This is a genomic window from Sorangium sp. So ce185, from assembly GCF_051526825.1.
Lineage (GTDB): Bacteria > Myxococcota_A > Polyangia > Polyangiales > Polyangiaceae > Sorangium > Sorangium cellulosum_D.
On the sequence record NZ_CP150316.1, the window covers coordinates 13,073,151 to 13,097,784 of the forward strand.

At 72.9% G+C, this 24,634-nt stretch carries 20 protein-coding genes; 11 read left to right on the top strand and 9 right to left on the bottom strand.

Annotated features, from left to right (window positions below; translation table 11 throughout):
• Positions 1 to 4 precede the first annotated feature (4 nt).
• Complete coding sequence (locus WMF26_RS48290; protein ID WP_437998212.1) at positions 5 to 1,357, bottom strand: hypothetical protein; 1,353 nt, start codon at positions 1,355 to 1,357, stop codon at positions 5 to 7.
• A 477-nt stretch (positions 1,358 to 1,834) separates the two neighbouring features.
• The gene (locus WMF26_RS48295; RefSeq protein WP_437998213.1) at positions 1,835 to 2,581 is read right to left on the bottom strand and encodes an OBAP family protein; all 747 of its coding nucleotides are present in this window, start codon (positions 2,579 to 2,581) and stop codon (positions 1,835 to 1,837) included.
• A gap of 433 nt (positions 2,582 to 3,014) precedes the next feature.
• On the opposite strand from WMF26_RS48295, the gene WMF26_RS48300 reads away from it, so the two are divergent.
• A complete protein-coding gene (locus WMF26_RS48300; RefSeq protein WP_437998214.1) occupies positions 3,015 to 5,189 on the top strand; it encodes a glycoside hydrolase family 3 protein in 2,175 nt (724 codons plus the stop codon).
• Between the two features lie 49 nt (positions 5,190 to 5,238).
• Here WMF26_RS48300 and WMF26_RS48305 read toward each other — a convergent pair whose 3' ends face one another.
• The 5 genes from WMF26_RS48305 to WMF26_RS48325 form a co-directional block, all read right to left on the bottom strand.
• Entirely contained in the window at positions 5,239 to 6,216 is a 978-nt protein-coding gene (locus WMF26_RS48305) for an NADPH:quinone oxidoreductase family protein (protein ID WP_437998215.1), read from the bottom strand.
• A 108-nt stretch (positions 6,217 to 6,324) separates the two neighbouring features.
• Complete coding sequence (locus WMF26_RS48310; RefSeq protein ID WP_437998216.1) at positions 6,325 to 6,954, bottom strand: hypothetical protein; 630 nt, start codon at positions 6,952 to 6,954, stop codon at positions 6,325 to 6,327.
• Between the two features lie 202 nt (positions 6,955 to 7,156).
• Complete coding sequence (locus WMF26_RS48315; protein WP_437998217.1) at positions 7,157 to 8,302, bottom strand: ABC transporter ATP-binding protein; 1,146 nt, start codon at positions 8,300 to 8,302, stop codon at positions 7,157 to 7,159.
• Positions 8,299 to 9,702, bottom strand: coding sequence for an ABC transporter ATP-binding protein (locus tag WMF26_RS48320; protein WP_437998218.1), 1,404 nt, complete (start codon positions 9,700 to 9,702; stop codon positions 8,299 to 8,301). Before WMF26_RS48320 ends, WMF26_RS48315 begins: the two co-directional genes overlap by 4 nt.
• The gene (locus tag WMF26_RS48325) at positions 9,699 to 10,388 is read right to left on the bottom strand and encodes a hypothetical protein (RefSeq protein ID WP_437998219.1); all 690 of its coding nucleotides are present in this window, start codon (positions 10,386 to 10,388) and stop codon (positions 9,699 to 9,701) included. The genes WMF26_RS48320 and WMF26_RS48325 overlap by 4 nt, the downstream gene beginning before the upstream one ends.
• 226 nt (positions 10,389 to 10,614) lie before the next feature.
• Here WMF26_RS48325 and WMF26_RS48330 point away from each other — a divergent pair, with 226 nt between their 5' ends.
• Together WMF26_RS48330 and WMF26_RS48335 are read left to right on the top strand one after the other, a co-directional pair.
• Positions 10,615 to 11,124 (top strand): hypothetical protein, encoded by a 510-nt coding sequence (locus WMF26_RS48330; protein WP_437334721.1) that lies wholly within the window; start codon positions 10,615 to 10,617, stop codon positions 11,122 to 11,124.
• A 192-nt stretch (positions 11,125 to 11,316) separates the two neighbouring features.
• Positions 11,317 to 12,015 carry a class I SAM-dependent methyltransferase gene (locus WMF26_RS48335; protein WP_437998220.1) on the top strand — a complete coding sequence of 233 codons (699 nt, stop codon included), beginning with the start codon at positions 11,317 to 11,319 and terminating at the stop codon, positions 12,013 to 12,015.
• 52 nt (positions 12,016 to 12,067) lie between these two features.
• Here WMF26_RS48335 and WMF26_RS48340 read toward each other — a convergent pair whose 3' ends face one another.
• Positions 12,068 to 12,835 (bottom strand): class I SAM-dependent methyltransferase, encoded by a 768-nt coding sequence (locus tag WMF26_RS48340; RefSeq protein WP_437998221.1) that lies wholly within the window; start codon positions 12,833 to 12,835, stop codon positions 12,068 to 12,070.
• 341 nt (positions 12,836 to 13,176) lie between these two features.
• On the opposite strand from WMF26_RS48340, the gene WMF26_RS48345 reads away from it, so the two are divergent.
• The 3 genes from WMF26_RS48345 to WMF26_RS48355 all read left to right on the top strand — a co-directional run bounded on the left by WMF26_RS48345 (position 13,177) and on the right by WMF26_RS48355 (position 17,079).
• Positions 13,177 to 14,868, top strand: coding sequence for a DUF1592 domain-containing protein (locus WMF26_RS48345; protein WP_437998222.1), 1,692 nt, complete (start codon positions 13,177 to 13,179; stop codon positions 14,866 to 14,868).
• A gap of 46 nt (positions 14,869 to 14,914) precedes the next feature.
• Complete coding sequence (locus tag WMF26_RS48350; RefSeq protein WP_437998223.1) at positions 14,915 to 16,261, top strand: DUF1552 domain-containing protein; 1,347 nt, start codon at positions 14,915 to 14,917, stop codon at positions 16,259 to 16,261.
• Positions 16,262 to 16,533: 272 nt separating this feature from the next.
• On the top strand, positions 16,534 to 17,079 hold the full coding sequence (locus WMF26_RS48355) for an HdeD family acid-resistance protein (protein ID WP_437998224.1): 546 nt from the start codon (positions 16,534 to 16,536) through the stop codon (positions 17,077 to 17,079).
• Between the two features lie 81 nt (positions 17,080 to 17,160).
• Here WMF26_RS48355 and WMF26_RS48360 read toward each other — a convergent pair whose 3' ends face one another.
• The gene (locus WMF26_RS48360; protein WP_437998225.1) at positions 17,161 to 18,027 is read right to left on the bottom strand and encodes a hypothetical protein; all 867 of its coding nucleotides are present in this window, start codon (positions 18,025 to 18,027) and stop codon (positions 17,161 to 17,163) included.
• Between the two features lie 155 nt (positions 18,028 to 18,182).
• On the opposite strand from WMF26_RS48360, the gene WMF26_RS48365 reads away from it, so the two are divergent.
• The 5 genes from WMF26_RS48365 to WMF26_RS48385 all read left to right on the top strand — a co-directional run bounded on the left by WMF26_RS48365 (position 18,183) and on the right by WMF26_RS48385 (position 24,622).
• On the top strand, positions 18,183 to 18,923 hold the full coding sequence (locus WMF26_RS48365) for an SDR family oxidoreductase (protein ID WP_437334728.1): 741 nt from the start codon (positions 18,183 to 18,185) through the stop codon (positions 18,921 to 18,923).
• Between the two features lie 94 nt (positions 18,924 to 19,017).
• On the top strand, positions 19,018 to 20,556 hold the full coding sequence (locus WMF26_RS48370; protein WP_437998226.1) for an aminopeptidase P family protein: 1,539 nt from the start codon (positions 19,018 to 19,020) through the stop codon (positions 20,554 to 20,556).
• Positions 20,557 to 21,112: 556 nt separating this feature from the next.
• The gene (locus WMF26_RS48375; RefSeq protein WP_437998227.1) at positions 21,113 to 22,969 is read left to right on the top strand and encodes a S8 family peptidase; all 1,857 of its coding nucleotides are present in this window, start codon (positions 21,113 to 21,115) and stop codon (positions 22,967 to 22,969) included.
• Between the two features lie 101 nt (positions 22,970 to 23,070).
• Complete coding sequence (locus WMF26_RS48380; RefSeq protein WP_437998228.1) at positions 23,071 to 23,274, top strand: hypothetical protein; 204 nt, start codon at positions 23,071 to 23,073, stop codon at positions 23,272 to 23,274.
• A 19-nt stretch (positions 23,275 to 23,293) separates the two neighbouring features.
• Entirely contained in the window at positions 23,294 to 24,622 is a 1,329-nt protein-coding gene (locus WMF26_RS48385; RefSeq protein WP_437998229.1) for a carboxypeptidase regulatory-like domain-containing protein, read from the top strand.
• The last annotated feature ends 12 nt before the right edge of the window (positions 24,623 to 24,634 follow it).

The window sequence follows — 24,634 nt, forward strand, 5'->3', positions numbered from 1 at the left end:
CGGGTCACGGGAGCATGCCGTCCGCGATCCAGTTCTCGAGCACCTTCTCCTGGTCCTCGGTCAGGCACTGGGGGTTGCTGTCGTCGTCCTCGTCACCGGTGCAGCCGCGGCCGGGCGGCATGACTCCGCTGTCGATGAGCAGGAGGGCGCACTCGCCCTTCGTGAGCGTCGGATCGAGGCAGACGTCGATGGTGGCATCGAGGATCGCCGTGTTGAAGTCGGTGACCCTGAACCCGTTGCGCGGAGGCTCGCGGGTGGTGTGGCAGGCCCCGCAGCGCGCTTCGAGGATCGGCTGAACGTCCTCCGCCCAGCTCGTGAGCCCGGAGCCCTCGCCGCCCTCGCCGCCCGCGCCGCCCTCGCCACCGCCAGCGCCGCCGACGCCGATGTCGCCGCCCGCGCCGCCCGCGCCGATGTCGCCGCCCGCGCCGCCCGCGCCGACCGCCGATGCACCGCCGTCGCCACCAGCGCCGCCAGCGCCGACCGCGGAGGCACCGCTATCGCCACCGGCGCCGCCAGCGCCGACCGCCACGGTGGTGGACTCGCCGCCCGCGCCGCCAGCGCCGACCGAGACGGCGGTGGACACGCCGCCCTCGCCGCCAGCGCCGACGGTGGTGGACTCGCCGCCGGCGCCGCCCGCGCCGACCGCGACGGTGGTGGACTCGCCACCGGCGCCGCCAGCGCCGACCGCGACGGTGGTGGACTCGCCGCCGGCGCCGCCCGCGCCGACCGCGACGGTGGTGGACTCGCCGCCCGCGCCGCCAGCGCCGACGGTGGTGGACTCGCCACCGGCGCCGCCCGCGCCGACCGCGACCGTCGAGGACTCGCCGCCCGAGCCGCCGACGCCGGCGCTCGTGGTGGTGGTCGTGGGATCGCCGCCCGAGCCGCCGACGGCGGCGCTCGTGGTGGTCGTGGGATCGCCGCCCGAGCCGCCGACGGCGGCGCTCGTGGTGGTCGTGGAATCGCCGCCCGCGCCACCGACACCCGTCGTGGGATCACCGCCGGTGCCGGTCGCGCCGCCCTCACCGCCGGTGCCGGTCGCGCCGCCCTCGCCGCCGGTGCCGGTCGCGCCGCCCTCGCCGCCGGTGCCGGTCGCGCCGCCCTCGCCGCCGGTGCCAGTCGCGCCGCCCTCGCCGCCGGTGCCGGTCGCGCCGCCCTCGCCGCCGGTGCCGGTCGCGCCGCCCTCACCGCCCTCGCCGCCGGTGCCGCCGCCCTCACCGCCTTCGCCGCCCTTCCCGCCGGTCCCCGTGCCAGTCCCGGTTCCGGTGGTGCTGCTGCTGGTGCTACTTGAGCCGGTGGTCGTGTCTGAATCGTCGTCACCGCACCCAGCGAGCGCGACGAGCAGCATGCCCGTGGTCATGAACAGACGGATGGAAGTACGTGGAATAAAAACCATGCGCGGAGAATAGGCGTGCGTTGCGTCGCGGGTAAATGCCGCTGACAGCGAACGCAGGATTTCAGCATTGCCATCTCGGCGGATTACGCTTTCGCTGCATCCGCGCTGCATCCGCATCACCTGGCGCCCGTGCTCGGCCGGCGGCTCGCCCTGCGATGACGGACGCCGTTCGGCCCGGCTGGCCTCGAGCGGCCGTATCGGTGGCGTGACGCCCGGCTGCGTCCTCGAGGTCATCTCCCGAGGATCGCGCTGCGTGGCCGGCGGCGGCTCCTGCCCGCGAGCGCCGGTCCGCCGCCGCGGCCCCGAGCCGCGCGGCGGCGCCCTCATGGCCCGGAGAGGGGTCGCGCGACGTCGAATGACATAGATAGTTAGACGTACGAATCGTTCCGCACGCCTTCGCCCGCCCGCCCCCGCGCGCACGGGCGCCGCGCCCGGCCGGGGTCACTTCGCGCGCACGCCCTCCGGAGCCCCCGTCGCGTTCGGGAACCTGGGCTTGAGATCGTCCACGCCCCGCTGTGGGTTCGCGATCGCCGCGAGATCGGCGCGCTCCTTCCGCTTCTCGGCGGTGTCGATCCCGGCGCGCTTGTCGCGCGCCTCCACGAGGGCGGCCGGCATCTCCCCATCGCGGTTGTACGACCACGCGAGGAGCGGCTGGCCGACCGGGAGGTTGTGCGCGGCGGGGTGTCCCAGGTGTCCGGTGTCCCAGATGTGCCACGTCTTCCCGTAGCTGTTCATCTTCTTCTTGAGCGCCGCCTTCTCGGCCACCGACGGCACGCCGGGCAGCGTCAGCTGGCCTGAGAGGATCTCGTAGTTGTGCGGGTGCCAGCGCTGCTTCTCGTCCTCGGGCAGGCCCTCGAACATCGCCTCGGAGATGATGTACTCGACCCCGATGATGTTCGCGTCCTTCGTGTTCCCGTCGAAGATCACACACTGCGTGAACTCTTCATTGATCCCTTTGCAATAATGATGGGCCTCCATGTGATGGTCCGGGTTCTCCTTCATCACGTGGAACCCGTCCAGGTAGTGGTCGATCGCTCGCACGGGGCTCAGGTCCTGGAGCGCCTCTGCGCCCTTCTCGAGGATCTTCGTGTCGATCTTCTTCTCCTGTCCCGGCGGCGCGCCTCGATTCGAGGGCGGCGCGTCCGCCTGGCCGCAGCCGGCGGAGGGCCCAGAGGCAAGCACGAACATGGCAATCGCAAGATGAGGACGTCTCGCCATCGTCAGGATCTCCCCGGAAATGCGGCGTGCGCGATCGGCCAATCGGCCAAAGCAGCGTGCAAATCTGCGGCCACCTCCGAAAAAAGCGCGCGCCCCCGGATCGCGGGGGCAGGCCGTGGCCCTCTTGCGCAGGTTGTGGCGTTCTGCCACGGGTGAATTACCGCGCTGCGCCATCGTGTTTCCGTATTGCCGCGCGACTCCGGCCATGGTTAACCGGTGAGCGTTCCAGGACGCACCGTGTCATCCAGCGCGCCACCCTCGCTCGGGCGCATCGCAAGGGCGCGCGGGGCTCATCCCAATCGACGCTTTGCTTGACTGTCACGGTTCACCTCGGAGCCCATCCTTCATCTCATTGACAAAAAGGGGAGCACCTATGCGCCTCACACGGTATGCGACATGGATCATGGCGGCGGCGGTTGTCATCGCGCCGGCCGCCTGCGGTGACGACACGTCCGACAATCCGAGCAGCTCCTCGACCGGAGCGGGCGCCGGCAGCGGCACGAGCGCCAGCGGCAGCGGCAGCGGCAGCGGCACGGGCGGCAACGGCACCGGCGCGGGCGACAGCACCGGCGGCGGCGGCAACGGCACCGGCGCGGGCGACAGCACCGGCGGCGGCGGCAGCGGCGCCGGCGACGGCGACGGCAGGATCCCCTGCGACGCCGGCTGGCCCGAGGTGGAGAGCGCGATCGCAAAGGATCCGGAGATCGAGGCGGCCGTGGCCGAGCTCGTCGGCAAGCTGAGCGTCGAGCAGAAGGTCGGCCAGATGGTGCAGGCCGAGATCGGCTCGATCACGCCGGACGAGGTCAAGCAGTACAACATCGGCTCGGTGCTGAACGGCGGCGGCTCCTGGCCTGGCCGCAACAAGGGCGCGACGGCGGCGGACTGGGTCGCGCTCGCCGACGACTTCTACCGGGCCTCGGTGGACACGTCGGGCGGCCGCGCGGGCATCCCGATCATCTGGGGCATCGACGCCGTGCACGGGAACAACAATGTCCGCGGCGCCACGCTCTTCCCGCACAACATCGGCCTCGGCGCGGCGAGGGACCCCGGTCTGCTCGAGCGCATCGGCGCCGCGACGGCCAAGGAGGTCGTCGCCACGGGCCTCGACTGGACCTTCGCGCCGACGCTGGCGACCGTCCGTGACGACCGGTGGGGCCGCACGTACGAGGGCTACTCCGAGGATCCCGAGATCGTGAACGCCTACGCGGGCCGCGTCGTGAAAGGCATCCAGGGCGCGGCGAACAGCCCTGACCTCTTCGGCGCTGCGCGCGTCATCGCGACGGCCAAGCACTTCATCGGCGACGGCGGCACCGACAAGGGCGATGATCAGGGGAACAACCTGTCGAGCGACACCGAGCTGTGCGAGATCCACGCCCAGGGCTACCTGTCGGCCATCCCGGCGGGCGCGCAGACGGTCATGGCGTCATACAACCGCGTGCGCGGCGACAAGATGCACGGCAAGGGCGATCTGCTCACCGGCGTGCTCAAGGACAAGTTCCATTTCGACGGCTTCGTCGTCGGGGACTGGAACGGTCACGGGCAGGTGGACGGCTGCACCAACAGCTCGTGCGCGGCCGCGATCAACGCCGGCGTGGACATGATCATGGTCCCGACCGACTGGAAGGCGTTCTACATGAACACCCTCTCGCAGGTGAACTCCGGCACGATCAAGATGGAGCGGGTCAACGACGCCGTGACGAGGATCCTGCGCGTCAAGATGCGGGCCGGGCTCCTCGGCCCGAAGAAGACGAAGGGCGCCCCGTCGGAGCGCATGTTCGCGGGCGAGCAGTCGGTGCTCGGCGCCAGGGAGCACCGGGACCTCGCGCGCGAGGCGGTCCGGAAGTCGCTCGTGCTCCTCAAGAACGCGGGCTCGGTGCTCCCCCTCGATCCGTCGTCGAGCGTGCTCGTGGCGGGCAAGTCCGCGGACAACATCTCGAACCAGGCCGGCGGGTGGTCGCGGACGTGGCAGGGCACGGAGAACACGAACGCGGATTTCCCGGGCGCCACGTCCATCTACAAGGGAATCCAGGAGCTCGTGTCGGCGGGCGGCGGTCAGGCGACGCTGAGCGCCGACGGCGCCGCCGCCTCGTCGGGCAACTTCGACGCTGCGATCGTGGTGATCGGCGAGACGCCCTACGCGGAGATGAAGGGGGATATCCAGCCCGGGAAGGACGCTGACGACAACATCGAACACGCGAAGACGCTGGAGCACGCGCGCTTCCACCCCGAGGACCTCCAGGTGCTCAAGGCCATCCGCCAGGCCAAGCCGGAGCTGCCGATCGTGACGGTCTTCCTGTCGGGCCGCCCGCTGTACGTGAACAAGGAGCTGAACGCCTCCAACGCCTTCGTGGCGGCGTGGCTCCCCGGCTCGGAGGGCGGCGGCGTGGCCGACGTGCTCTTCGGTGTGCAGGAGTTCCAGGGCAAGCTCTCGTTCTCGTGGCCCGGGAGCGAGTGCCAGCGCGTGAACCGCAACGACGGTCAGATGGCGCTGTTCCCCTACGGCTTCGGCCTGAAGACGACGGACCAGGACACGCTCGGCACGCTCGAAGAGACGTCGACCGGGAACGCCTGCAACTGACCCCCTCCCACCGCGCCGCCGCCGCTCGCCGGAGCGACGGCGGCGCCCCTCAGGGCTTCGCGAGGAGCACCACCTTGCCGGTGGTCGCGCGGGACGCGACCGCCGTCATGGCGGCCTTCGCCTCGGCCATCGGCAGCGCCGCCGAGATGAGCGGCTTGATCGCGCCCTGGCCAACCATCGCGTAGAGCGCGTCCTGCGCGGCTCGCGTCACGGCGGGCTCTGCGCGGCTGTAGGTGCCCCAGTAAAAGCCGAGGACGTCGTAGTTCTTCACGAGCATGTGGTTCGCGCGCGCGGCGGGGAAGCGGCCCGACGCGAAGCCGATCACCACGATGCGGCCCTCGAAGGCGACGCATTTGGTGGACTGGTCGAAGACGTCTCCGCCGACGGGGTCGAAGATGATATCGGCGCCTCGGCCCGCGGTCCGCTCCTTGACGATGGCGACGAAGTCCTCGCGCCGGTAGTCGATCGCGACGTCGGCGCCGAGCGCGCGGCAGACCGCCGCCTTCTGCTCGCCGCCGGCGGTCGCGATGACGGTCGCGCCGGCCGCCCTGGCGAGCTGGATCGCCGCGCTGCCGACGCCGCCCGCGCCCGCGTGCACGAGGACCGTGTCGCCGGGCCTGACGCGGGCGCGCCGGTGCAGCGCGAGGTAGCCTGTCTGGTACGTGATGGTCAGCGCCGCCGCGTCCTCGAACGGCATGCCGGCCGGGAGCGCGTAGGTCGTGCGCGGGCCGGCGATCGCGTGCGTCGCGTATCCCCCGGAGCCGGGCAGCGTCGCGGCCACGCGGGTGCCCGGCGGCAGCGACGGCGCGCGGCTCTCGACCACCACGCCGGCGACCTCGAAGCCGGGGATGAACGGCGGAGTCGGCTTGACCTGATGGGCGCCTGCCGTGAAGAGCACGTCGGGGAAGTTGATCGCCGAGGCGGCGATCTCGATCCGGACCTCCCCTTCGGCGAGCGGGGGGTCGTCCACCTCTTCCCAGACCAGGATCTCGGGGGAGCCGAAGGAGTGTCCGCGCCAGGCGTGCATCGTGCGCGGACCTTAGCAGAAACGCCGGGCGCCCCCGGCGCTGCTCCCTGCCCCGGCGTTGCTCACTGACCGACAGCGGAGCGTCGCGCCGGGCGCCCCGGCCGCTGGCTAGCGGACGATCTCGATCGGCAGCTTCGCCGTCACGGAGCCCTGCTCCTCGCCGTCGAACGTCACCTCGACATCGTAGGTCCCCGGCGGGAAGAAGTCGTCTTCCGGGTTGTTCGTGTCGGAGGGCCCGTTCCACTGCCGCCCCGACCAGCGGAACGTATGGGTCGCCGTCGTCGCGTCGACCTGCACGGTCGCCGCCTCGTCCGGCGCGCAACACCCCACGTCGCACAGGCAGTAGCTCTGCGGATCGCCCGCCTCCGACTCCCCGCTGATCCGGTACGCGACGAACGAGAGCGGATCCGCGCTCGGCTCGACGCAGCGCCCGCACCCGTCGGAGGCCGCGATCGCGATCGGAGGAACGCTGGAGTCGGTCGTGACCTCGTACGTGAACTCCGCCGGCTCTCCCACCCGGTAAACGCACCGGCTCGACGAGATCGATATCTTCACGCCCGGGATCGTGCCCTCCACGTCGCGCACCGCGCACGGCTCGGCTCCCGGCGGCGCCCCGCCGCCGCCGGCGTCGGTCCCGCCGCTGCCGGCGCCGCCCGCGCCGCCCCCGCCCCCGTTGCCGCCGCCGCAGCCCGTCAGGCACACGCCGGACAGCACGGCCACCGCCAGAGCTCGAAGCATGTCATTCGCCATTCGCTCACCTCTCATCCTTCGCGCCACCTTGCTCGTCGGCTGTGGCGCACGGGCATCCGCGCGGCAAAGAAGATACCTCCGGCGAGGGCGCGCGAGATCGGCCGGAGCGGGGCAGGGCCCTGGCCGCCCCGGGCAGCGGTTGTGCCACCCTGGGCCGCCGCGCGCCGGGAGCGCGCCGGCCGCGCTGGCGTCACTCGGCCTCGGGGTACCAGCACGCCACGCGGTGGCCGCTCCCGGGGACGAGCTCCTCGAGCGGCGGGATCTCGACATCGCACTTGCCCTCTTCCGCCTTCCGGCAGCGCGGGTGGAACACGCAGCCCTCGGGCGGGTTGATCGCGCTCCCGGGCGCGCCCGGGAGCAGGCGCCGCGCCTTGCCCCCGCGCTCGATCGAGGGCGTCGCCTCGAAGAGCGCGCGCGTGTACGGGTGGTGCCGCCGCTCGGTCACGCGCTGCGCCGGGCCGATCTCGACGATCCGGCCGAGGTACATCACGGCGACGCGGTGGCTCACGTGCTCGACCACGCGGAGGTCGTGCGAGATGAACAGGAGGCTGAGCGAGAGCTCGTCCTGGAGCTCCTCCAGCAGGTTGACGATCTGGGCCTGGACCGAGAGATCGAGCGCGCTCACGGGCTCGTCGCAGACGATGAAGTCCGGGCGCACCGCGAGCGCCCTGGCGATCGCGACCCGCTGCCGCTGCCCGCCGGAGAGCTCGTGGGGGAAGCGCTCCATCATGTCCGGCCGCAGCCCGACCCGCTGGAGCACGCCCTCGACCATCGCGGTCTCCTCGTCGCGGCTCCGCGCGAGGCGGTGGATCACGATGCCCTCGCCGACGATCTCGCGCAGCGTCATGCGCGGGTTGAGCGAGCCGTACGGGTCCTGGAAGACGATCTGCATCCGCCGGCGCATGGCCCGGAGCGCGCGGGCCGAGAGGGTCGTGAGGTCCACGCCGTCGAAGAGGACGCGGCCGACCGTGGGCTCGACGAGCCGGATGGCGAGGCGCCCGAGGGTGCTCTTGCCGGAGCCCGACTCGCCGACGAGGCCGAGCGCCTCGCCGCGGTCGACGTGGAAGCTCACCCCGTCGACGGCCTGCACGAACGCCGGCTTCGCGAAGGGGCCGCGCTGGACCGGGTACAGCTTCGAGAGCCGCTCCGCCTGGACGAGCGGCCGCTCGCCCCGCGCGCTGTCGAAGCGCAGGCTCCCGGGGGGCATGCTCTCGGGGCGCAAGCTGTCGGGGCGAGCGCTCTCGGGGCGCATGCTCTCGGGCGGCATGCTCTCGGGGCGTGCCGCGCCGGCGCCGTCGCTCGGACCGGGCGGCGGGAGGCCGCGGTCGCGCGTCACGCGGCGCCCTCGTCGCCCGCGCGCCCCGGGCCCGTGAGGAGAAAGCAGCGCGCCGCGTGGCGCCCCGCGCCGGGCGGGACCGCGTACATGTCCGGCGGCTCGACGCGGCAGCGATCGAACACGGCCTCGCAGCGGTCGCTGAAGCGGCAGCCGCGCGGCGGATCGCGCAGATCGGGCAGCCCGCCCGGGATGGTCGGCAGGCGCAGCGAGCGCTGGCCGCGCACGCGGGGCGGGCGGAACCCGCGCGCCGGGATGCTCCGAAGGAGGGCGCGCGTGTACGGGTGCGACGGCGCCGCGAGCACGTTGCGCGCGGGCCCCTGCTCCACGACGACCCCGGCGTAGAGGACGACGATCTCGTCCGCGAGCTCGCCGACCACGGCGAGATCGTGGGCGATGAGCAGGAGGCTCATCGACGTCTCGGCCTTGATGCGCTCGAGGAGGTCCAGGATCTGCGCCTGCGTGGTCATGTCGAGCGCGGTGGTCGGCTCGTCGGCGATGAGCAGCGAGGGCCCTGGCGCGAGGGCCATCGCGATCATGACGCGCTGGCGCATCCCGCCGGACAGCTCGTGCGGGTAGCTGTTCGCGCGCACCTCGGGCTCGGGGAAGCCGACCTTGCGCAGCAGGCTCACCGCGTAGAGCCGGGCGTCGCCGCGGGACATGGGCAGGTGCAGCCGGACGGCCTCGGCGATCTGCGCGCTGACCGTGTAGACGGGGTTCAGCGAGGTCATCGGCTCCTGGAAGATCATGCCGATCTTCCCGCCGCGCACGGCGCGCATCTCGCGCTCGCCGAGCGCGAGGAGGTCCTGGCCGTCGAGCTCGATCGAGCCGCCGTCGATGGCCGCGTAGGGCGCGGGCAGGAGCCGCAGGATGCTGAGCGCGGTCACCGTCTTGCCGCACCCCGACTCGCCGACGAGCGCGACGGTGCGCCCGCGCGGCACGGTGAACGACACGCCGTCGAGGGCGCGGGTGACGCGGCCGTCGGCGGTGAACGAGACGCGGAGGTCGCTCACCCGGAGCAGCGCGGGCGGCGGGGCCTCCTCGGCCACCGGCGGCGGCGCCGGGCGGAGCAGCGGGAAGGGGCGCACGCTCGCCGCCGAGCGCTGGGTGACGGCGGGCTCGTCGTCGTCGAGCAGGCCGCGGGCGAGGGGCGGCGCCCCGGGCGAGAGCGGCGGGGCGCCGGGCGTAAGCGGCGGGGCGCCGGGCGTGAGCGGCGGGGTGCTCGGCGTGAGCGGCGGGGCGCTGGGCGTGAGCGGCGGGGCGCTGGGCGTGAGCGGCGGGCCGGACGCGGGCGGGACGCTGGGCGTGGCGGGCCTCCCGCCGCGGTCGTGCCGGATGAGCGGCAGGGGGAGCGAGTGCCGCGCGCCGGCGTCGTCGTCCTCGTCGTCGTGCCCGGTGCTCACCGTACGTACACCTCGAGGAGAGGGCCGGCGCCCTGGGAGATGCCCATCGAGGTCGCGGCCCCGACGGCGTCGCTGCCCGGCGCGAGGATGGCGATGCCGTGGTCGTCCTTGCGCCGCCTGGCCCAGTCGCGCACGAGCGAGGTGACGTCGATCCGCAGCGGCGTCGCTGGGCGGCGCCGCACGATGGCGGCGGCCTCCGGGATCGACAGGCGCGGCTGCCGGCCCCACGTCGCCGTCTCCGAGCGCCACGGCTCGAGGATGCGCGCGACCTCCAGGGTGAGCGCGCGCTCGGCGGGCGGCGCCAGCGGGGCGGGCTCCAGCAGGACGAACGCGCTCGCGATGTCGGCGTCGACGCCGAAGGTCGGCGTGAACCGGAGCAGCAGGACGACGTCGCCCGCCCCGGCGTGGCCGAGCGCGACCGCGTCGGGCACGCCGGGCGCGGCCGCGGCGCCGCCGTCCTCCGCGAGGACGGCGAGGTCCGCCGGCGGGAGCAGCACGCGGCGCGCGTCGATGGGCGAGGGGAGGTCGCTCGGCGGCCGGCAGCGCCCTGCGACGCAGTAGCGGGCCCCGCAGACGCCCGCGCCCGCGCACACGCCCGCGTCCGTCGCGGGGGCGGCGCCGCAGCCCAGGAGCGGCGCCGCCGCGACGAGCAAGGCCACGGGCGCGAGGGCGGCGAGCAGACGCACGGCGGGGGCGACCATAGCAGAGGGCGGCCCCGCTGGCAGGGCGCGGTTCGCTGGGGGCGCGGGGACGTCGCGTGTCCGGGGCGCCGCGGGGAGGGGAACGAAGGGGGAGGGGAACGAAGAGGGAGGGGAACGAAGGGGAGGCGGTGAAGAAGCGGAGGCGATGCGAGGCCGCGGGCCTCGCGATTCCTGTTGTCGGGCAGCGGCCGCTCTGCTGGGATCCCGCGTCGTGCGCGTTCGAGCCATCGCCGCCCTGAGAGCGCTCGTGATCCTGGCCACCTTGCCTGTGGCGCTCGCTGCCTGCGGGAAGAAGGCGCCGCTCGGGTCGCCGTGCCGCGCCGACGACGACTGCGCTTCCGGGCTCGCGTGCCACCGGGAGCAGTGCTTGCACGAGGGGAGCGCCCGGCGCCTCCGCGACGAGGAGCAGCGCGCCTCGGGCGGCGCCAGCGCGAGGAAGGTCGGCGATCGCGTCGAGGTCGAGTGGAAGGGGGCGTACAAGCCGGCGATCATCACCGGCGTCGTCGCCCCTGGCTCCTACCGGGTCCACTTCGAGGGCTACGACGCGCAGTGGGACGAGGTCGTGACCGAGGCCCGCATCAAGGGCGGCGCGCGCCCGGGTCCGGGGTCGAGGAGGGCGACTCCGGCGGCGAGCAGCTCGCTCGCCGAATGGCGGAACGAGGGGGCCGGGGCGCGAGCAGCTCGCCGGCAGGACCGGGGATGGCGCCGCGAGGGCTGCTGAGCGGCCGTTCGTTCAGCGGGTCTTCGCGCGCGGCGAGACGGCGGCCCTCCGCCGCGAAGCGACGCGGTGACGGGCCGGCCGGCGGCCCATTCGGCGCGCGGATCCGCGCGCCGTGCGGGAGCTCATCCACGAGGAGCGCCCCCGCTGCCGGCGCATCATACGGCACGACGTGAGTGCCAGAGGGGAGGTCGCATGACGAGCGCGGGACTTTACACGGAGGGCGGGTACCTGGAGAACAACAAGACTTGGCACGCGGAGGACTCCCCGTGGAAAGCCAAGCAGATCCTCCGGATCCTGGAGAAGAACCACATCCAGCCGAAGGTCGTGTACGAGGTGGGGTGCGGCGCCGGGGAGGTCCTGAATCAGCTGCATCAGCAGCTGCCGGCGTCGGTGGAGTTCCACGGCTACGACATCTCTCCCCAGGCGTTCCAGCTGGCGAAGGCGAGAGAGAAAGATCGGCTGACGTTTCATCAGGAAGACCTCCTGGAGAAGGATTTCCAGTGCGACGTCCTGATGATCATCGACGTCATCGAGCACGTGGAGGACTACTACACCTTCCTGCGGAAGCTGAAGGGCAAGGCAGAGTACAAGATCCTGCACGTGCCCCTGGACCTCTCGGTCCAGGCGGTCCTGCGGATGAAGCCCATCCTCGACGTGCGCAGGAACGTGGGGCATATCCACTATTTCGTGAAGCAGACGGCGCTGGCGAGCTTGCAGGAGGCCGGCTACGAGATCGTCGACTATTTCTACACCGCCGGATCCGTGGAGCTCTCGAGCAAGTCCTTCAAGGCGAAGCTGCTGAGGTATCCGAGGCGGCTCTTGTTCGCGCTGGATCAAGACTTCACCGCCCGCGTGCTGGGCGGGTATTCGCTGCTCATCCTCGCGCGATGATCGATGCCCGGGGGGGCCCGGCTCGACGGCAGCGCGGGCGCGCCCGCTCGGCTCAGGGCTTCCGGGCGACGGTGGCCCACATGCGCAGGTCGACGACCAGCGCGAGCTCGCCGCCGCGCTGCCGCGCCTTCGCCTCTTCCTGCCGGATCCGGTCGACCCCCGCCGCGAAGGCCTCCGGCGTCAGCAAGGCGAGCTGGCTCGTGTCGCGCGGATCGATGCCCTTCGCGAGGGCCTCCGAAGCGGGGACCTGCCGCTCGATGTGCGCGGCGAGCCTCGTCCCGTCGACGCGGAACCCGCTCTCGTCGAGCCAGCGCCGCACGGTGTCCACCGATGCGTACCGCTTCAGGTCGAGCTCCCGGGTCGACTCGAAGTAGTCGTAAACGAACCAGCGGTCGATCCCCTGGTGCGGATCGAGGCCGATGTTGATGAGGATCCCTCCGGGGCCGAGCACCCGGTGCGCCTCGGCCATGAACCCGCGCGGCTCACCGAAGTGGTGCAGCGCGTTGATGCAGAGCACGCAATCGAACCCGGCGTCGGGAAAGGGGAGCTGCTCCGCCGAGCCGTGGACGAGCGTCGCCGATGGCAGGCGAGCGCGCGCTTGCTCGAGCATGCCGGGCGACGCGTCGAGCCCGGCCACCTCGAACCCGTTCTTGTGCAAGAGCTCCAGCCAGTGCCCCGTCCCGCACCCCACCTCGAGCGCGCGCCGCCCTCGTGAAGGCCCGAGCACGTCGAGCACCACCTGCTCGGCCCCGGCGTACCTGCCCCCCTGATAACGCCGATCGAAGACCCCCGCGATCTGTTCGTAGTCGGTGCGTGTCATGCCGTGTCTCCTCGGGCCTCGCGCCCGGCCTCGCCGTCGCCAAGCTCGCCTGTCGCAGCCGGGCCGCCGTCGCGCCGGCGCTCGGCAGTGAGCCTGCAATATACCAGATTTGGCCTCCTGTAACCCCGGCTAGCGCCGAGTCAGGCGCGCGGCAGACAGCGATCCGCGCCATGCGGCGATCAGAGGAGCATGCTATGGGAATATGATCCCTGCCCCGAGCAGACGCCGGGGCGCGCACGTACCGCCTTGCTTCAAAAGTGCGCCTCAGACCACGACGCCGCGCATCGCCGAAATGTCTCGGCGTGCGCCAGGTGCGCTCCACCGGAATGGCTGGTCACTCCATGAGCAAGACAATGCCGCCCGACACCGATCGATCGGTACCGTTCCTCCGGCGTTCCCTCGCGGCGGGCATGTCCGCCGTGGCGCTCTTCTGCCTCACGGGGGTTGCCTGTACCGGGCAGCTCGGCAACAGCGACGGCAGCCCTGGTGGCGACATCAGCGACCCCATCGATCCCGTCACCGGGCAGCCGACGGCGCAAGACTGCAGCGTCGCTCGAACGAGCCCGAGCGTCCTGCGCCGCCTGTCCCGGCTCGAGTACCAGCTGACGCTCCAGGATCTGTTCCAGCTCGCCGAACCGCCCGTCGTGGACAGCATCCCGGAAGATACCGGCCAGGGCGGATTCCGGACGATCGCCGCCCTCCAGAACGTCTCGGATCAGCATCTCCGCGCCTATCTGGCGACGGCGGAGTCGCTCGGGCAGGAGCTCATGGCGGACGAGGCGCGCCGGGCTTCGGTGCTCGGCTGCGAGCCGGAGGCCGCCGATTGCCTCGAGCGCTTCGTGCAGCGCTTCGGCAAGCTGGCGTATCGAAGGCCGCTGTCGGCCGAGGAGGTGAGCGACCTGGTCGCGCGAGCGACCGACGTCGCGCAGGACAGGGCGGACGCGTTTCGCTTCGTCATCGAGGCGCTGCTCACCTCCCCCAGCTTCCTGTTCCGGATCGAGGTCGGCGCGAACGGCGCCGAGACGTCGCCCCTGTCATCGCTGGAGCTCGCCTCGCGGCTGTCGTTCACGCTCTGGGGCCGGTCGCCGAGCGCGGCGCTGCTGTCGCGCGCGGAGGCAGGCGAGCTCGACACGCCCGATGGGCTCCTCGCGGTCGCCGAGGAGATGGTCGAGGACGAGCGGACGCCGCTCTTCTTCAACGCCTTCTTCAAGCAGTGGCTCACCTTCGAGCAGCTCCGCCCGCCGACCAACCCGGACGCGTCGACGCCCGCCCTGCTCGCGGACATGATCACCGAGAGCGAGCTCGTCCTCGACGAGCACGCCTTCACCCCAGGCGTCGATTTCTTCGACGCGCTCACCGCGAACCACACGTACGTCACCCCGGCGCTCGCGAAGTTCTACGGTCTCGAGGCGACGGGCGACGGCGTGACGCGCGTGGAGCTCCCGGCCGGGCACCACCGGGCGAACACCGGGCTGCTCACGCACGCCAGCCTGATCAGCGCCAAGAACGACGGCGACCTCATCGCCGTGCGCGGCCAGTGGCTCCGGGCGGCCTTCCTCTGCCAGAAGATCACCATCCCCGCCGGGCTGCTCGAGGAGCTGGAGAGCGAGCTGTCCGGCCTGAGCTACCTCGAGGTCCTCGAGAAGCGCAACACCCAGGCGGGGTGCGCCGGCTGCCACGCGCTCATCGATCCCATCGGCGTCGGCTTCGCCCAGTACGACAAGGAGGGGCGGTACGACGGGAGCATCGGTATCGACGAGTTCGGGCTGGAGCCGCGCTTCCAGGGCGCAGCCAACGAGTCGTTCGACTCGCTCGCCGCCCTGGCGGCGGAGCTCCGGCGCAGCCCCGATCTCGCCGCCTGCGTCGCGGAGAAGCTGTTCACGTACACCCAGGGGCGCGAGCCCGCGGTCGAGGATCGCTGCGCCATCGACGCCGCCGCGGAGAGCTTCGCGCAGGACGGCAACCGGTTCCGTTCCCTCCTGACCGCCATCGTGCGGTCTCCGGCGTTCCGGCTGCGGAGGGCGCCAGAGTGATGTGCTCGCAAACCGTCCGACCGATGATGGAAGAGGAGTGTCGCCAGTGAAGATCTCGAGAAGAGCTCTGCTCCGCGGCGCCAGCGTCGCGGTCGCCCTCCCGTTCCTCGACGCGATGCGGCCGCAGCGCGCCAGCGCCGCGCCGGCGGACCCGAAGCGCTTCGTGGCCTTCTTCGTCCCCAACGGCACCGATCCCGGCGCGTGGCACCCGCGCACGGCCGGTCCGCTCTCGGCCGAGGGCCTGACGCCGTGCCTCGTGGACATGAAGGGCTTCGACGCCGAGCGCGAGTGGCCGGCGGGGGATCCGATCTGGCGCGATGTCACGATGGTGTCCGGCGTCGATCACCAGGTGATCTGCTCCGACATCCACAGCCCCGCGATGGCGCTCTGCGCCCACACCGACGGCGGCGGGCAGGCGGTCCCGAAGAAGGCGACGCTCGACCAGTACCTGGCCGATCACATCGCGGCCGAGACCCCGTACCGCAGCCTCAACCTGTCTCCGACGGGCGACACGGCGGTCACGCAGGGCTTCATCTCGTTCCGGGACGGCGGTCAGGTCGAGGACGCGTTCCGCGAGCCGGCCACCCTGTTCGACACGCTCTTCAGCAACCTGGGCAGCCCGAACGAGGAGATGGACAACATCCGGCGGCGCCGCGCCAGCGTCCTCGACTGGGTGAGGGAGGACGCGAGGCGGCTGAACCAGCGCCTCGGCGCAGCGGACCGGGCGCGCGTGGAGCAGCACCTCGAGTCGGTGTTCGAGCTGGAGAGGCAGATCCAGTCCACGACCCAGTCGAGCTGCACCGTCCCCGGCAAGCCCGCGCGGGGCCTCGACCTGCACGGCAAGTTCAAGCAGATGATCGATCTCGGGCTGCTCGCGCTCACCTGCGATCTGACGCGGGTGCTCGTCTTGCAGTACTCGAACAGCTGGGGTCTCGACTTCTCCGGCTACGACCTGCCCGACGGCGTGGGGACCTGGAGCGACCACTTCATCTCGCACAAGCTCGGCGACCGCGATCGCGCGACCGACCTCGACAGCCTGCCGCAGGCGGAGGCGATGCGCATCGCCAACGCCCGCGTCGTGCAGACCTCGCGGTTCAAGGTGCGCCGCTTCGCGTACCTGCTCAACGCCATGAAGGCCGCGACCACCGCGACGGGCAACCTGCTCGACGAGTCGCTCGTGCTCTACACGTCCGAGAACGGCGACGGCGACTCCCACGGTCGGAAGAACATGCCCATCATGCTCGCCGGGCACGTGGGCGGCTTCGAGACGGGCCGCGCCGTGCACGCGAACAACGCGCCCACCGGCGCGCTCCATTGCTCGATCATCAACTACTTCGGCGTCGAGCTGTCGAAGTACGGCGACCCTGCGGGCGGGCCGATCGCCGGCCTGTAAATCTCCCGGCGTCGCGGGCGACGGCGGAACTGGCTCGGCGCGTCGAGGCCGGCCGCCGCGCGGACGGCCTCGACCGCCTGGGCGCCGAAGCGCTCCGTTGAGCAGCTCGTCCGCTGCCGGCGGGCAGGGGACGTGCATTCGGTCCGGGCAGCGTGAATCCGAGCGGGCAAGAGCGGTACAGCGCACCGCGAGGGAGCGGCAGCGCGCGGCGTGACCAGGCGGCGCGCGTCTGCTGAGAGCGAGCGCCGTGGGCGCCAGAGGAGGGGGGAAGCATGGAGCTGCTGGGGCGGTATTGGTGGGTGATCGCCGTGAGGGGCGTCGTCGGGATCCTCATCGGGATCCTGTTCTTCCTGTGGCCGCTCCCGTCGCTGGCCACGCTCGTCCTGCTGTTCGGCGTGTGGGCGCTGCTCGACGGCTGCGCCGCGCTCGCGTCCGCGATCGGCGGCCGGGGCGGGGGGATCACCGTGGTCGAGGGCCTCTTCGACATCGGTATCGCCCTGCTGACGTTCTGGCGGCCCATCATCACCGCGCTCTCGCTCTACGGCCTGATCGCGGCGTGGGCCATCGTGACCGGCATCTTCCGGATCATCGGCGCGGTGCGGCTCCGGCACGTGATCGCCAACGAGCTCTGGCTCGGGCTGAGCGGCGTCACCTCGGTGATCTTCGGCGTCCTCATGGTGGCGCTGCCGGCGGCGGGCGTGCTGGCGATCAGCTGGCTCATCGGGTCGTTCGCGATCGCGGTGGGGGCCATGCTCCTGGCGCTCTCGCTGCATCTGCGCCGCGCGGCGGGCGCGGCCGCGCCGGTGCGCGCCAACTGACGCGCCCTGCCCGGCCGCGGCGCGTCCGTGGACGCGCCGCGGGGAGGCCGGCGCCGGCGACCTGGAGCGGCGGCCTGCCCGTCAGTCGATCTGCAGGTGGTAGTGCGCGGGCGTCGTCTCTTCGATGACCAGGACGCCCCCGACCTCGGAGGCGCTCTCGAGGAACGCGCGCTTCTCCTTCGGCGACATGGTCCTGCTGCGCACGTCCACGGCGCCTCGGCGCAGGTGCGCGGAGACGTAGACCCCCCGGTCGATCTGGTCCTGGATGACGGCCTCCATGGCGGCGACCACCTGCTCCGGCGGCTTGCCCGAGCTCGCCCGGTACGCCTTCGTGATCTCCTGGACCGCCGCCTTGTTCCGGTAGAGCTTGAGGAGATCCTCGCCGAGCCTGAGCTTCGTGAACATGGCCCGGGCCTGTCGGTTCGCGTCGCGTGTCCCGCTCGTGATCACGAGGTGCTCGCGCGTGCGGCGCGCGTAGCCCCGGTCGATCCGCTCGAGCTTGGCGGCGATCGGCGCGGGGAGCGTCACGCCCGGGAGCACCTCGTACGGCGGCGGGGTCCACGGCTCCGTGGGCACCGCCTTCCCGAGCGCCGTCAGGGGCGGCAGCTGCGCGCGCCGCTCCTCCTCCTCCGACGGCAGCTCGTCGCACTCGGGCTGGCTCGCCGCCGCGGCGGCGCGCGCCCCCGGGGGCCGCGGCGCCGCGCTCGCCGCGCTCGCCGCGCCGGCCGCGCTCGCCGCGCCCTGGGCCCGCGGCGCCGCGCTCGACGGCGCCGCGGGCGCGCTCGTCTTTGGCCAATCGAGGCCCGGCAGGTCGATGCCCGGCAGCTCGACGGACTCGAGCTTCTCCGTGCATCCGGCCGCGCAGAGCAGCGCGGCGGCGAGGGCGCACAGGCGGTGCGGCGGCTCCTTGGAGCGTTCCTTTGCGGCGGCTCGGCGTGTCGGAGGCATCGGCAAAGCCGCGCCAGCGTGCCATGGCGCGCGGCGCCGGCGAAAAAAACGGCGGCGCGCGGCCGAGCGCCGCCGAGCGCCGCCGAACGCCGGCCGCGCGACGCGTCGCCGGCGATCTCGACGCGCGCGGCCCCACATCGGCTACAGAACCCCTCATGCCCCATGTTCCCTTGACCGGCCGTGTCGCCCTCGTGACCGGCGGCGGCACCCGCCTCGGCGCCGCGACCGCCCGCGCGCTCGCCGCCGCGGGCGCCGACGTGGCCGTCCACTACGCCACGAGCGGCGCCGGCGCGGACGCCGTCGTCGACGAGGCGCGCTCGCTCGGCCGGCGCGCCGTCGCGCTCCAAGCCGACCTCCACGATCGCGCGGCGGTCGCCGCGCTCGCCCGAGCGGCGCTCGACTGGTCGTCTGGCCGGCTCGACCTCCTGGTCCACAACGCGGCGAACTTCGAGCGGGTCCCGCCGGCCGAGCTCTCCGCCGACGCCTGGGATCGCGCGCTGGCGCTCAACGCCACCGCGCCGTACCTGCTCACGCTAGAGCTCGCCTCCGCGCTCCGCGAAAGCCGCGGCAGCGTCGTCGCGATCGTCTGCGTGAGCGCCGAGCGCCCGTGGAAGAACTACATCCCTTATTCGGTCTCGAAGGCCGCGCTCGCCCACCTCGTCCGCGGCCTCGCGGTGGGGCTCTCGCCGGACGTGCGCGTCAACGGCATCGCGCCTGGGACGGTCCTTCCGCCGTCGTCGTATGACGAGGCCACGCTCGCTCGCCTCCGCGAGCGCATCCCGCTCCGGCGGCTCGGCGAGGCCGAGGACATCGCGCGCGCCGTGGTGTTCCTCGCGGAAAACGACTTCATCACCGGCCAGATCCTCGCGATCGACGGCGGCGCTTCGGTCGCGTGACGCGCTGCCTCCCCTGCGGGGCGATCCGCGCGCGGGGTCGGGCGAGCGCTTTGGCTTGAACGACCCTGCCCGATCGACCCATAGTTTGAGCCCCATGAGCACCACGCCCGAGACCAGCGCCGCCCCCGTCCAGGCAGATCCTGCCCACAGCGCGCCCACCGGCAGCGGCCCCGCCGAGGCGCCCGCCGCTGCGGCCGCCGGCGCCGAGGCCAAGCCGGCGAGCCACGACTCGACGCTGCCGGAGGCCCTGATCGCGTTCATGCTGGATCGCTGGGCGCCGGCGTCCCGCGAGCTCCCCGAGCCGATCGCGCACGCGGACGCGTTCGCCGCCCGCCGCCGCGCCCTGTCGAAGCTGTTCCCGGCGGAGACGCTCATCATCCCCACGGGGCACGAGAAGGTGCGCTCCAACGACACGCACTATCGCTTTCGCCCCGGCTCGGACTTCTTTTACCTGACGGGCAACCTCGAGCCGGACTGCGTGCTCGTCCTGCAGCCGCAGGAGGGCGGCGGGCACCGGGACATCCTCTTCGTCGAGCCGAACCCCGGGCGCAGCGACAAGACGTTCTTCACCGATCGCGCCAAGGGGGAGCTCTGGGTCGGCCCCCGGCTCGGCGTCGAGCAGAGCCGCGCGCGCTTCGGCGTCGACGAGTGCCGCGGGCTCCCCGAGCTGGACGCGTACCTGAGCGGCCTCGTCGGCACGGTGACGCGCCCGCACCGCGTGCTCCGCGGCATGTCCGATCGCGTCGACAAGCTCCTCGCCAAGCACGATCGCGACAAGCAGCTCGGCGAGGCGCTCTCGGAGATGCGCCTCCTCAAGGACGCGCTCGAGATCGAGGAGCTCGAGGCGGTGGTCGCGTCGACGAAGCGGGGCTTCGAGGACGTCATCCGCGCGCTCCCCAAGGGGCGGAGCGAGCGAGAGCTCGAGGGCGTCTTCAACCTGCGCGCCCGGGTGGAGGGCAACGACGTCGGTTACGGGACCATCGCCGCGGCGGGCCACCACGCCTGCATCCTGCACTGGACGAGGAACGACGGCGCGCTCGAGCCGGGCAAGCTCGTGCTGCTCGACGCCGGCGTCGAGGGCAACGCGCTCTACACCGCCGACATCACCCGGACGCTGCCGATCAACGGGAAGTTCTCCAAGGAGCAGCGCGAGATCTACGAGCTCGTGCTGGAGGCGCAGGAGGCGGCGATCCACGAGGTGAAGCCGGGCAACGACTTCATGGAGCCGAACCGGGCGGCGATGCGGGTGCTCGCCCGGGGGCTCGAGCGGCTCGGCATCCTGAGCGTTTCGGCCGAGGAGGCGCTCAAGGAAGACAAGCAGTTCTACCGCCGGTACTCGCTCCACAACGTGAGCCACATGCTGGGCCTCGACGTGCACGACTGCGCGCAGGCGCGGCAGCAGGTCTACAAGTACGGCAAGCTCAAGCCGGGGATGGTGCTCACGGTGGAGCCCGGCCTGTACTTCCAGCTCGACGACGAGACCGTGCCGGCGCGCTATCGCGGCATCGGCGTGCGCATCGAGGACGACGTCCTCGTCACCGAGACGGGGTGTCGGAACCTGTCGATCGATATCCCGCGTGCCGTGAGCGACGTGGAAGCGTGGATGGCCGGCCTCTGGGCGGCGCCGAAGTGACGTGAGCGGCCGGCGGGGGTGAGCTTCGCGGGCCCGGGCGGCATTCCACGCGCGGGGGAGCCGCCGGCGGAGGGAGGGGCGCGGGCGGGCGGCGGGGGTCCCCCCACAAACTCGCGCCTTGTGGGGGGCTATTGCCACTCGGACGGGTGAGGGAGGACTGGGGGCGACTCGCTTCGATGCGGGCCGGCGCTCGGGTTTGTGGGGCCCACCCCCGCCGCCCGCCCGCGCCCCTCCCACCGCCGGCGGCTCTTTCCAGGGGAGCAGCGAGGGCGGGAGAGGGGGCGCTTGCCGAGCTCGTCAGGGGGAATGTGGGGGCGGTTCCAGGATGTTCACGGTCGCGATGATGCTGCGCTGCTGATGCCGCGGTCATGGGCGCAGCGGGCGCGCGGGCGCGGCGCGGTGACGCGTCGGGGCGCAGTACGTCGACGCCAGAGCGATGGCTGCTCGGGGACGGCGGCGCTACCCTGCCGATGAGGAGACCCCTATGCACAAGTCTCGCCTTCAGCGTGGGTCAGGGACCGCAACTCACCCAACCGGACGCGCGGTCGCGACGTCGTTGCTCGCGGCAGCGGCGCTGGTCGCGGTGTCCGGCGCGGCCAGGGCCGACGGAACGGACAACCGCGGCGCCGGGGTCGCGCTCGCGGCGCGCTCCCCCGGGATGCTCGAGCCTCGCCTCCCCGGATACGTCAGCCCCGCGCTGCCCGGCGACGTCCATCGCTCCAGCGGCCTCGATGTCCTGAACGAGCCGGTCGCGACCGCGGGCGAGCCGCTGCACGGGCTGGCCTCCGAGCTCGACGAGACCAGCTACGACATCCCCGGGCAGATCGTCGTCGACGCGCGCGACGACCTCGACGAAAGCTCGCTCGCGGCGCTCGTGCGCGACTTCTCGCTGACCGCCATCCCGACCGCGCTCGCCTCCGAGACCCGGATCCAGATCGCCACCGTGGAGGGCTCGGTCAACGAGACGCTCCAGCGGCTCGCGCAGGACCCGCGCGTGGAGGCCGCCGAGCCGCTCGCGTGGGTGCGCGCCTCGTTCGCCGCGAACGACCCGCTGCTGAAGGACCAGTGGCACATGGCGCGCGTGGGCGCCGAGCGCGCATGGGACTTCGCCACCGGCCGCGGGGTCACCGTCGCCGTGGTCGACACCGGCATCGCGTGCGAGGACCACGGGCCCTTCACCAAGGGGACCGACCTCGCGTCGACCGAGTGCGTCGAGGGATGGAACTTCGTCACCAAGACGAGCCACGCGAACGACGACCAGGGCCACGGCACGCACGTGGCGGGCACGATCGCGCAGTCGACCAACAACGGCATCGGCGCCGTGGGGCTCGCGTTCCACGCGCGGCTCATGCCGGTCAAGGTGCTGAACGAGAGCGGATGGGGCACGACCGCCGACGTGGCCGACGGCATCCGCTGGGCGGCCGAGCACGGCGCCCACGTCATCAACCTGAGCCTCGGCGGGCCCCGCAACTCCAAGGTCCTCCAGAGCGCGATCGACTACGCGATCTCGCGCGGCGCGGTGGTCGTCGCGGCGGCCGGCAACACCGGCGGGCGCGTGCAATTCCCCGGCGCCTCGGACGGCGTCATCGGCGTGAGCGCCACCGACGCGAACGACAAGATCGCGCGGTTCTCCTCGCGCGGTCAGGGCGTCGACGTCGCGGCGCCCGGGGTGAACGTCACCCAGCAGACCATCTGCAACCGCGGGCGCGACAAGTGCGAGGGCTACCCCGTGTACAGCGGCACCTCGATGGCCGCGCCCCACGTGGCCGGCGCGGCGGCGCTGCTCGTGAGCCTCGGCGTGTCGGACCCGCGCGCGGTCGAGGACGCGCTCCGCGCGGGCGCGCGCGTGGTCGACGACTCCGACGGCGGCAAGCTCCTCTACGGGGCCGGCATCCTCGACGCCGCGAGCTCGGTCGTGCGCGTCACGCAGAGCCACATCGCCGTGCGGCTGCTCGCGCTGCTCGTGCTCGCGACGTGGGTCGGCCGCCGCGCCCGCAAGAAGGAGGCGAACGCCACGAGCCCCTGGCAGGCAAGCTTCCTCCTCCCGGCGCTCGCGGCGGGGCCGGGGCTGTTCTTCTTCGCCCCGTGGCTCCTGCCGCGCGTGGACCTCGCCGTCGACGTGCTGGCCCGGCCGATCGCCGATCTCGACCTGCTGATCGGCGCCTCGGTCCACCGCTGGCTGCCGCTCGCCAACGCGCTCATCCCGCTCGGCCTCACCTCGCTCTTCTTCGGCGTGAAGAAGCTCCGGCCGGCGATCGCGGGCCTCTCCGTCGGCACGGCGGCCTACCTCACCTCGGTCGTCGCGCTCGGCGAGGTCGCCGGCCCCCTCGGCCGGATGGCCCTCATCGTCTGGTGCGCGGTCAACGCCGCCGCCTGCCTCTGGATCGCGCGGACGAACCTCTCCACGCGCTGAGCCGGCGCGCCGCGCTGAGCCGGCGCGCCGCGCTCGCCCACGGCCGTGCGCAGGAGCCGGTCGTTATGACCTCCCCGTCAAAACGAGCTAGGATGCCGGCCATGCGGTCCGGCACCTTGCTCCTACCTTGCGCGCTGCTCATCGGGGCGTGCGGCGGCTCTTCCAGCGAGACGCCGTGGCCCGCGGAGCCGGAGCGCCCCGCGCTCGGCCCCGCCGACGAGGCGGCGCCGGAGCCGATCGACTCGAACGCGATCCCCGAAGGCGCGGCCGAGGGCTCGGCCGGTCAGGCCGACGCCGGCCGCTGAATCGACGGCGGAGGACGGCATGGCGGACAGCCGGATGGCGGGCGCGCAGCGAAGGGCCTGGCTCTCCGCGGCCCTGCTGTCCGTGGCGCTGCTGGTCGCGCCGCTCCTCTTCTGGCTGCTCGTGCCGCGCCCCGCGCCCGTGATGCCGGCGCGGCGCGAGCCCGCCTCGGCGCTGCTCCCGCCGCCGCAGCCGGAGCGCGCGGCGCCGCGCGAGGTCGAGGTCGAGGCGCCGCCGGCTCCGCCGCCGCCGCGCGAGACGACGGTCGCGCGCGCTGAGCCGGTCCGCGGCGTCGTCCTCGATCCGGAGGGCCGCCCGAGCGCCGGCGCCGTGGTCCGGTGCCGCGACGAGCCGGGCATGACCGCGAGCGCCGACACGGAGGGCCGCTTCGAGCTGCCGCCCGAGGCCGACGGGTGCACCGCGACCGCGGCGCAGCCCCCGCTCGGGGACGCCGAGCCCACGCGCCTCGCCGCGGGCCGCGACAACGTCCTCCACCTGGTCGCGGCAGGCGCGATCGCGGGCGAGGTCGTGGATCAGTCGGGCAGGCCCGTCGAGGCGTACCTCCTGGCGATCGAGTCGTTCGTGCCGGCTGGGGACGCGGTGCGCGGGAGCGTCGACGGCCGCGCGCGCCAGGTGACCGATCCGGGCGGCGCGTTTCGATGGAACGCGCTCGCGCCGGGCCGCTACGTGCTGACGGTGAGCGCGGCCGGCCGCCCCCCGACGCGGAGCTCGGGGGTCGACGTCGAGGCGGGCCGCACCACCGAGGGCGTGAGGATCGTGCTGCCGCAGGGGGCGACGCTGAAGGGCAGGGTCATCGACGCCGCCTCGCGGGCGCCGGTCGTCGAGGCCCAGGTCGAGCTCGACTCCGTGACCTCGTCCGGCGCCAACGCGATCTCGCTCGTGCTCACCGACGCGAACGGCGAATACGCGCTCGAGGGGGTGCCGGCGCGCGGCCCGTTCTCGGTGCGCGTGCGCCACGAGGACTACATGTCCAAGATCGTCTCCGGCCTCGACGCGCGCGGCGCGGGCTCGGCGCGCGCCGACATCGAGCTCCGCATGCTGGACGACGGCGGATCGCGCGAGGAGCTCACGGGCATCGGCGCGATGCTGTCGGTCTCCTCGAGCGGCGTCACGATCGCGGGCCTCATCGATGGCGGACCCGCCGCGTCCGCCGGGCTCCAGCAAGGCGACGTCATCGTCCGCATCGACGGCGAGAACGCGAAGGAGCTCCCGCTCGCCGACTGCATCCAGCGCCTCCGCGGCCCGGTGGGGACGCGCGTCTCTGTCGGCGTCGAGCGGGACGGGCAGGTCATCGACGTGACAATGCGGCGCGACATCGTGGTTCGGTGAACGTCGGGGCCC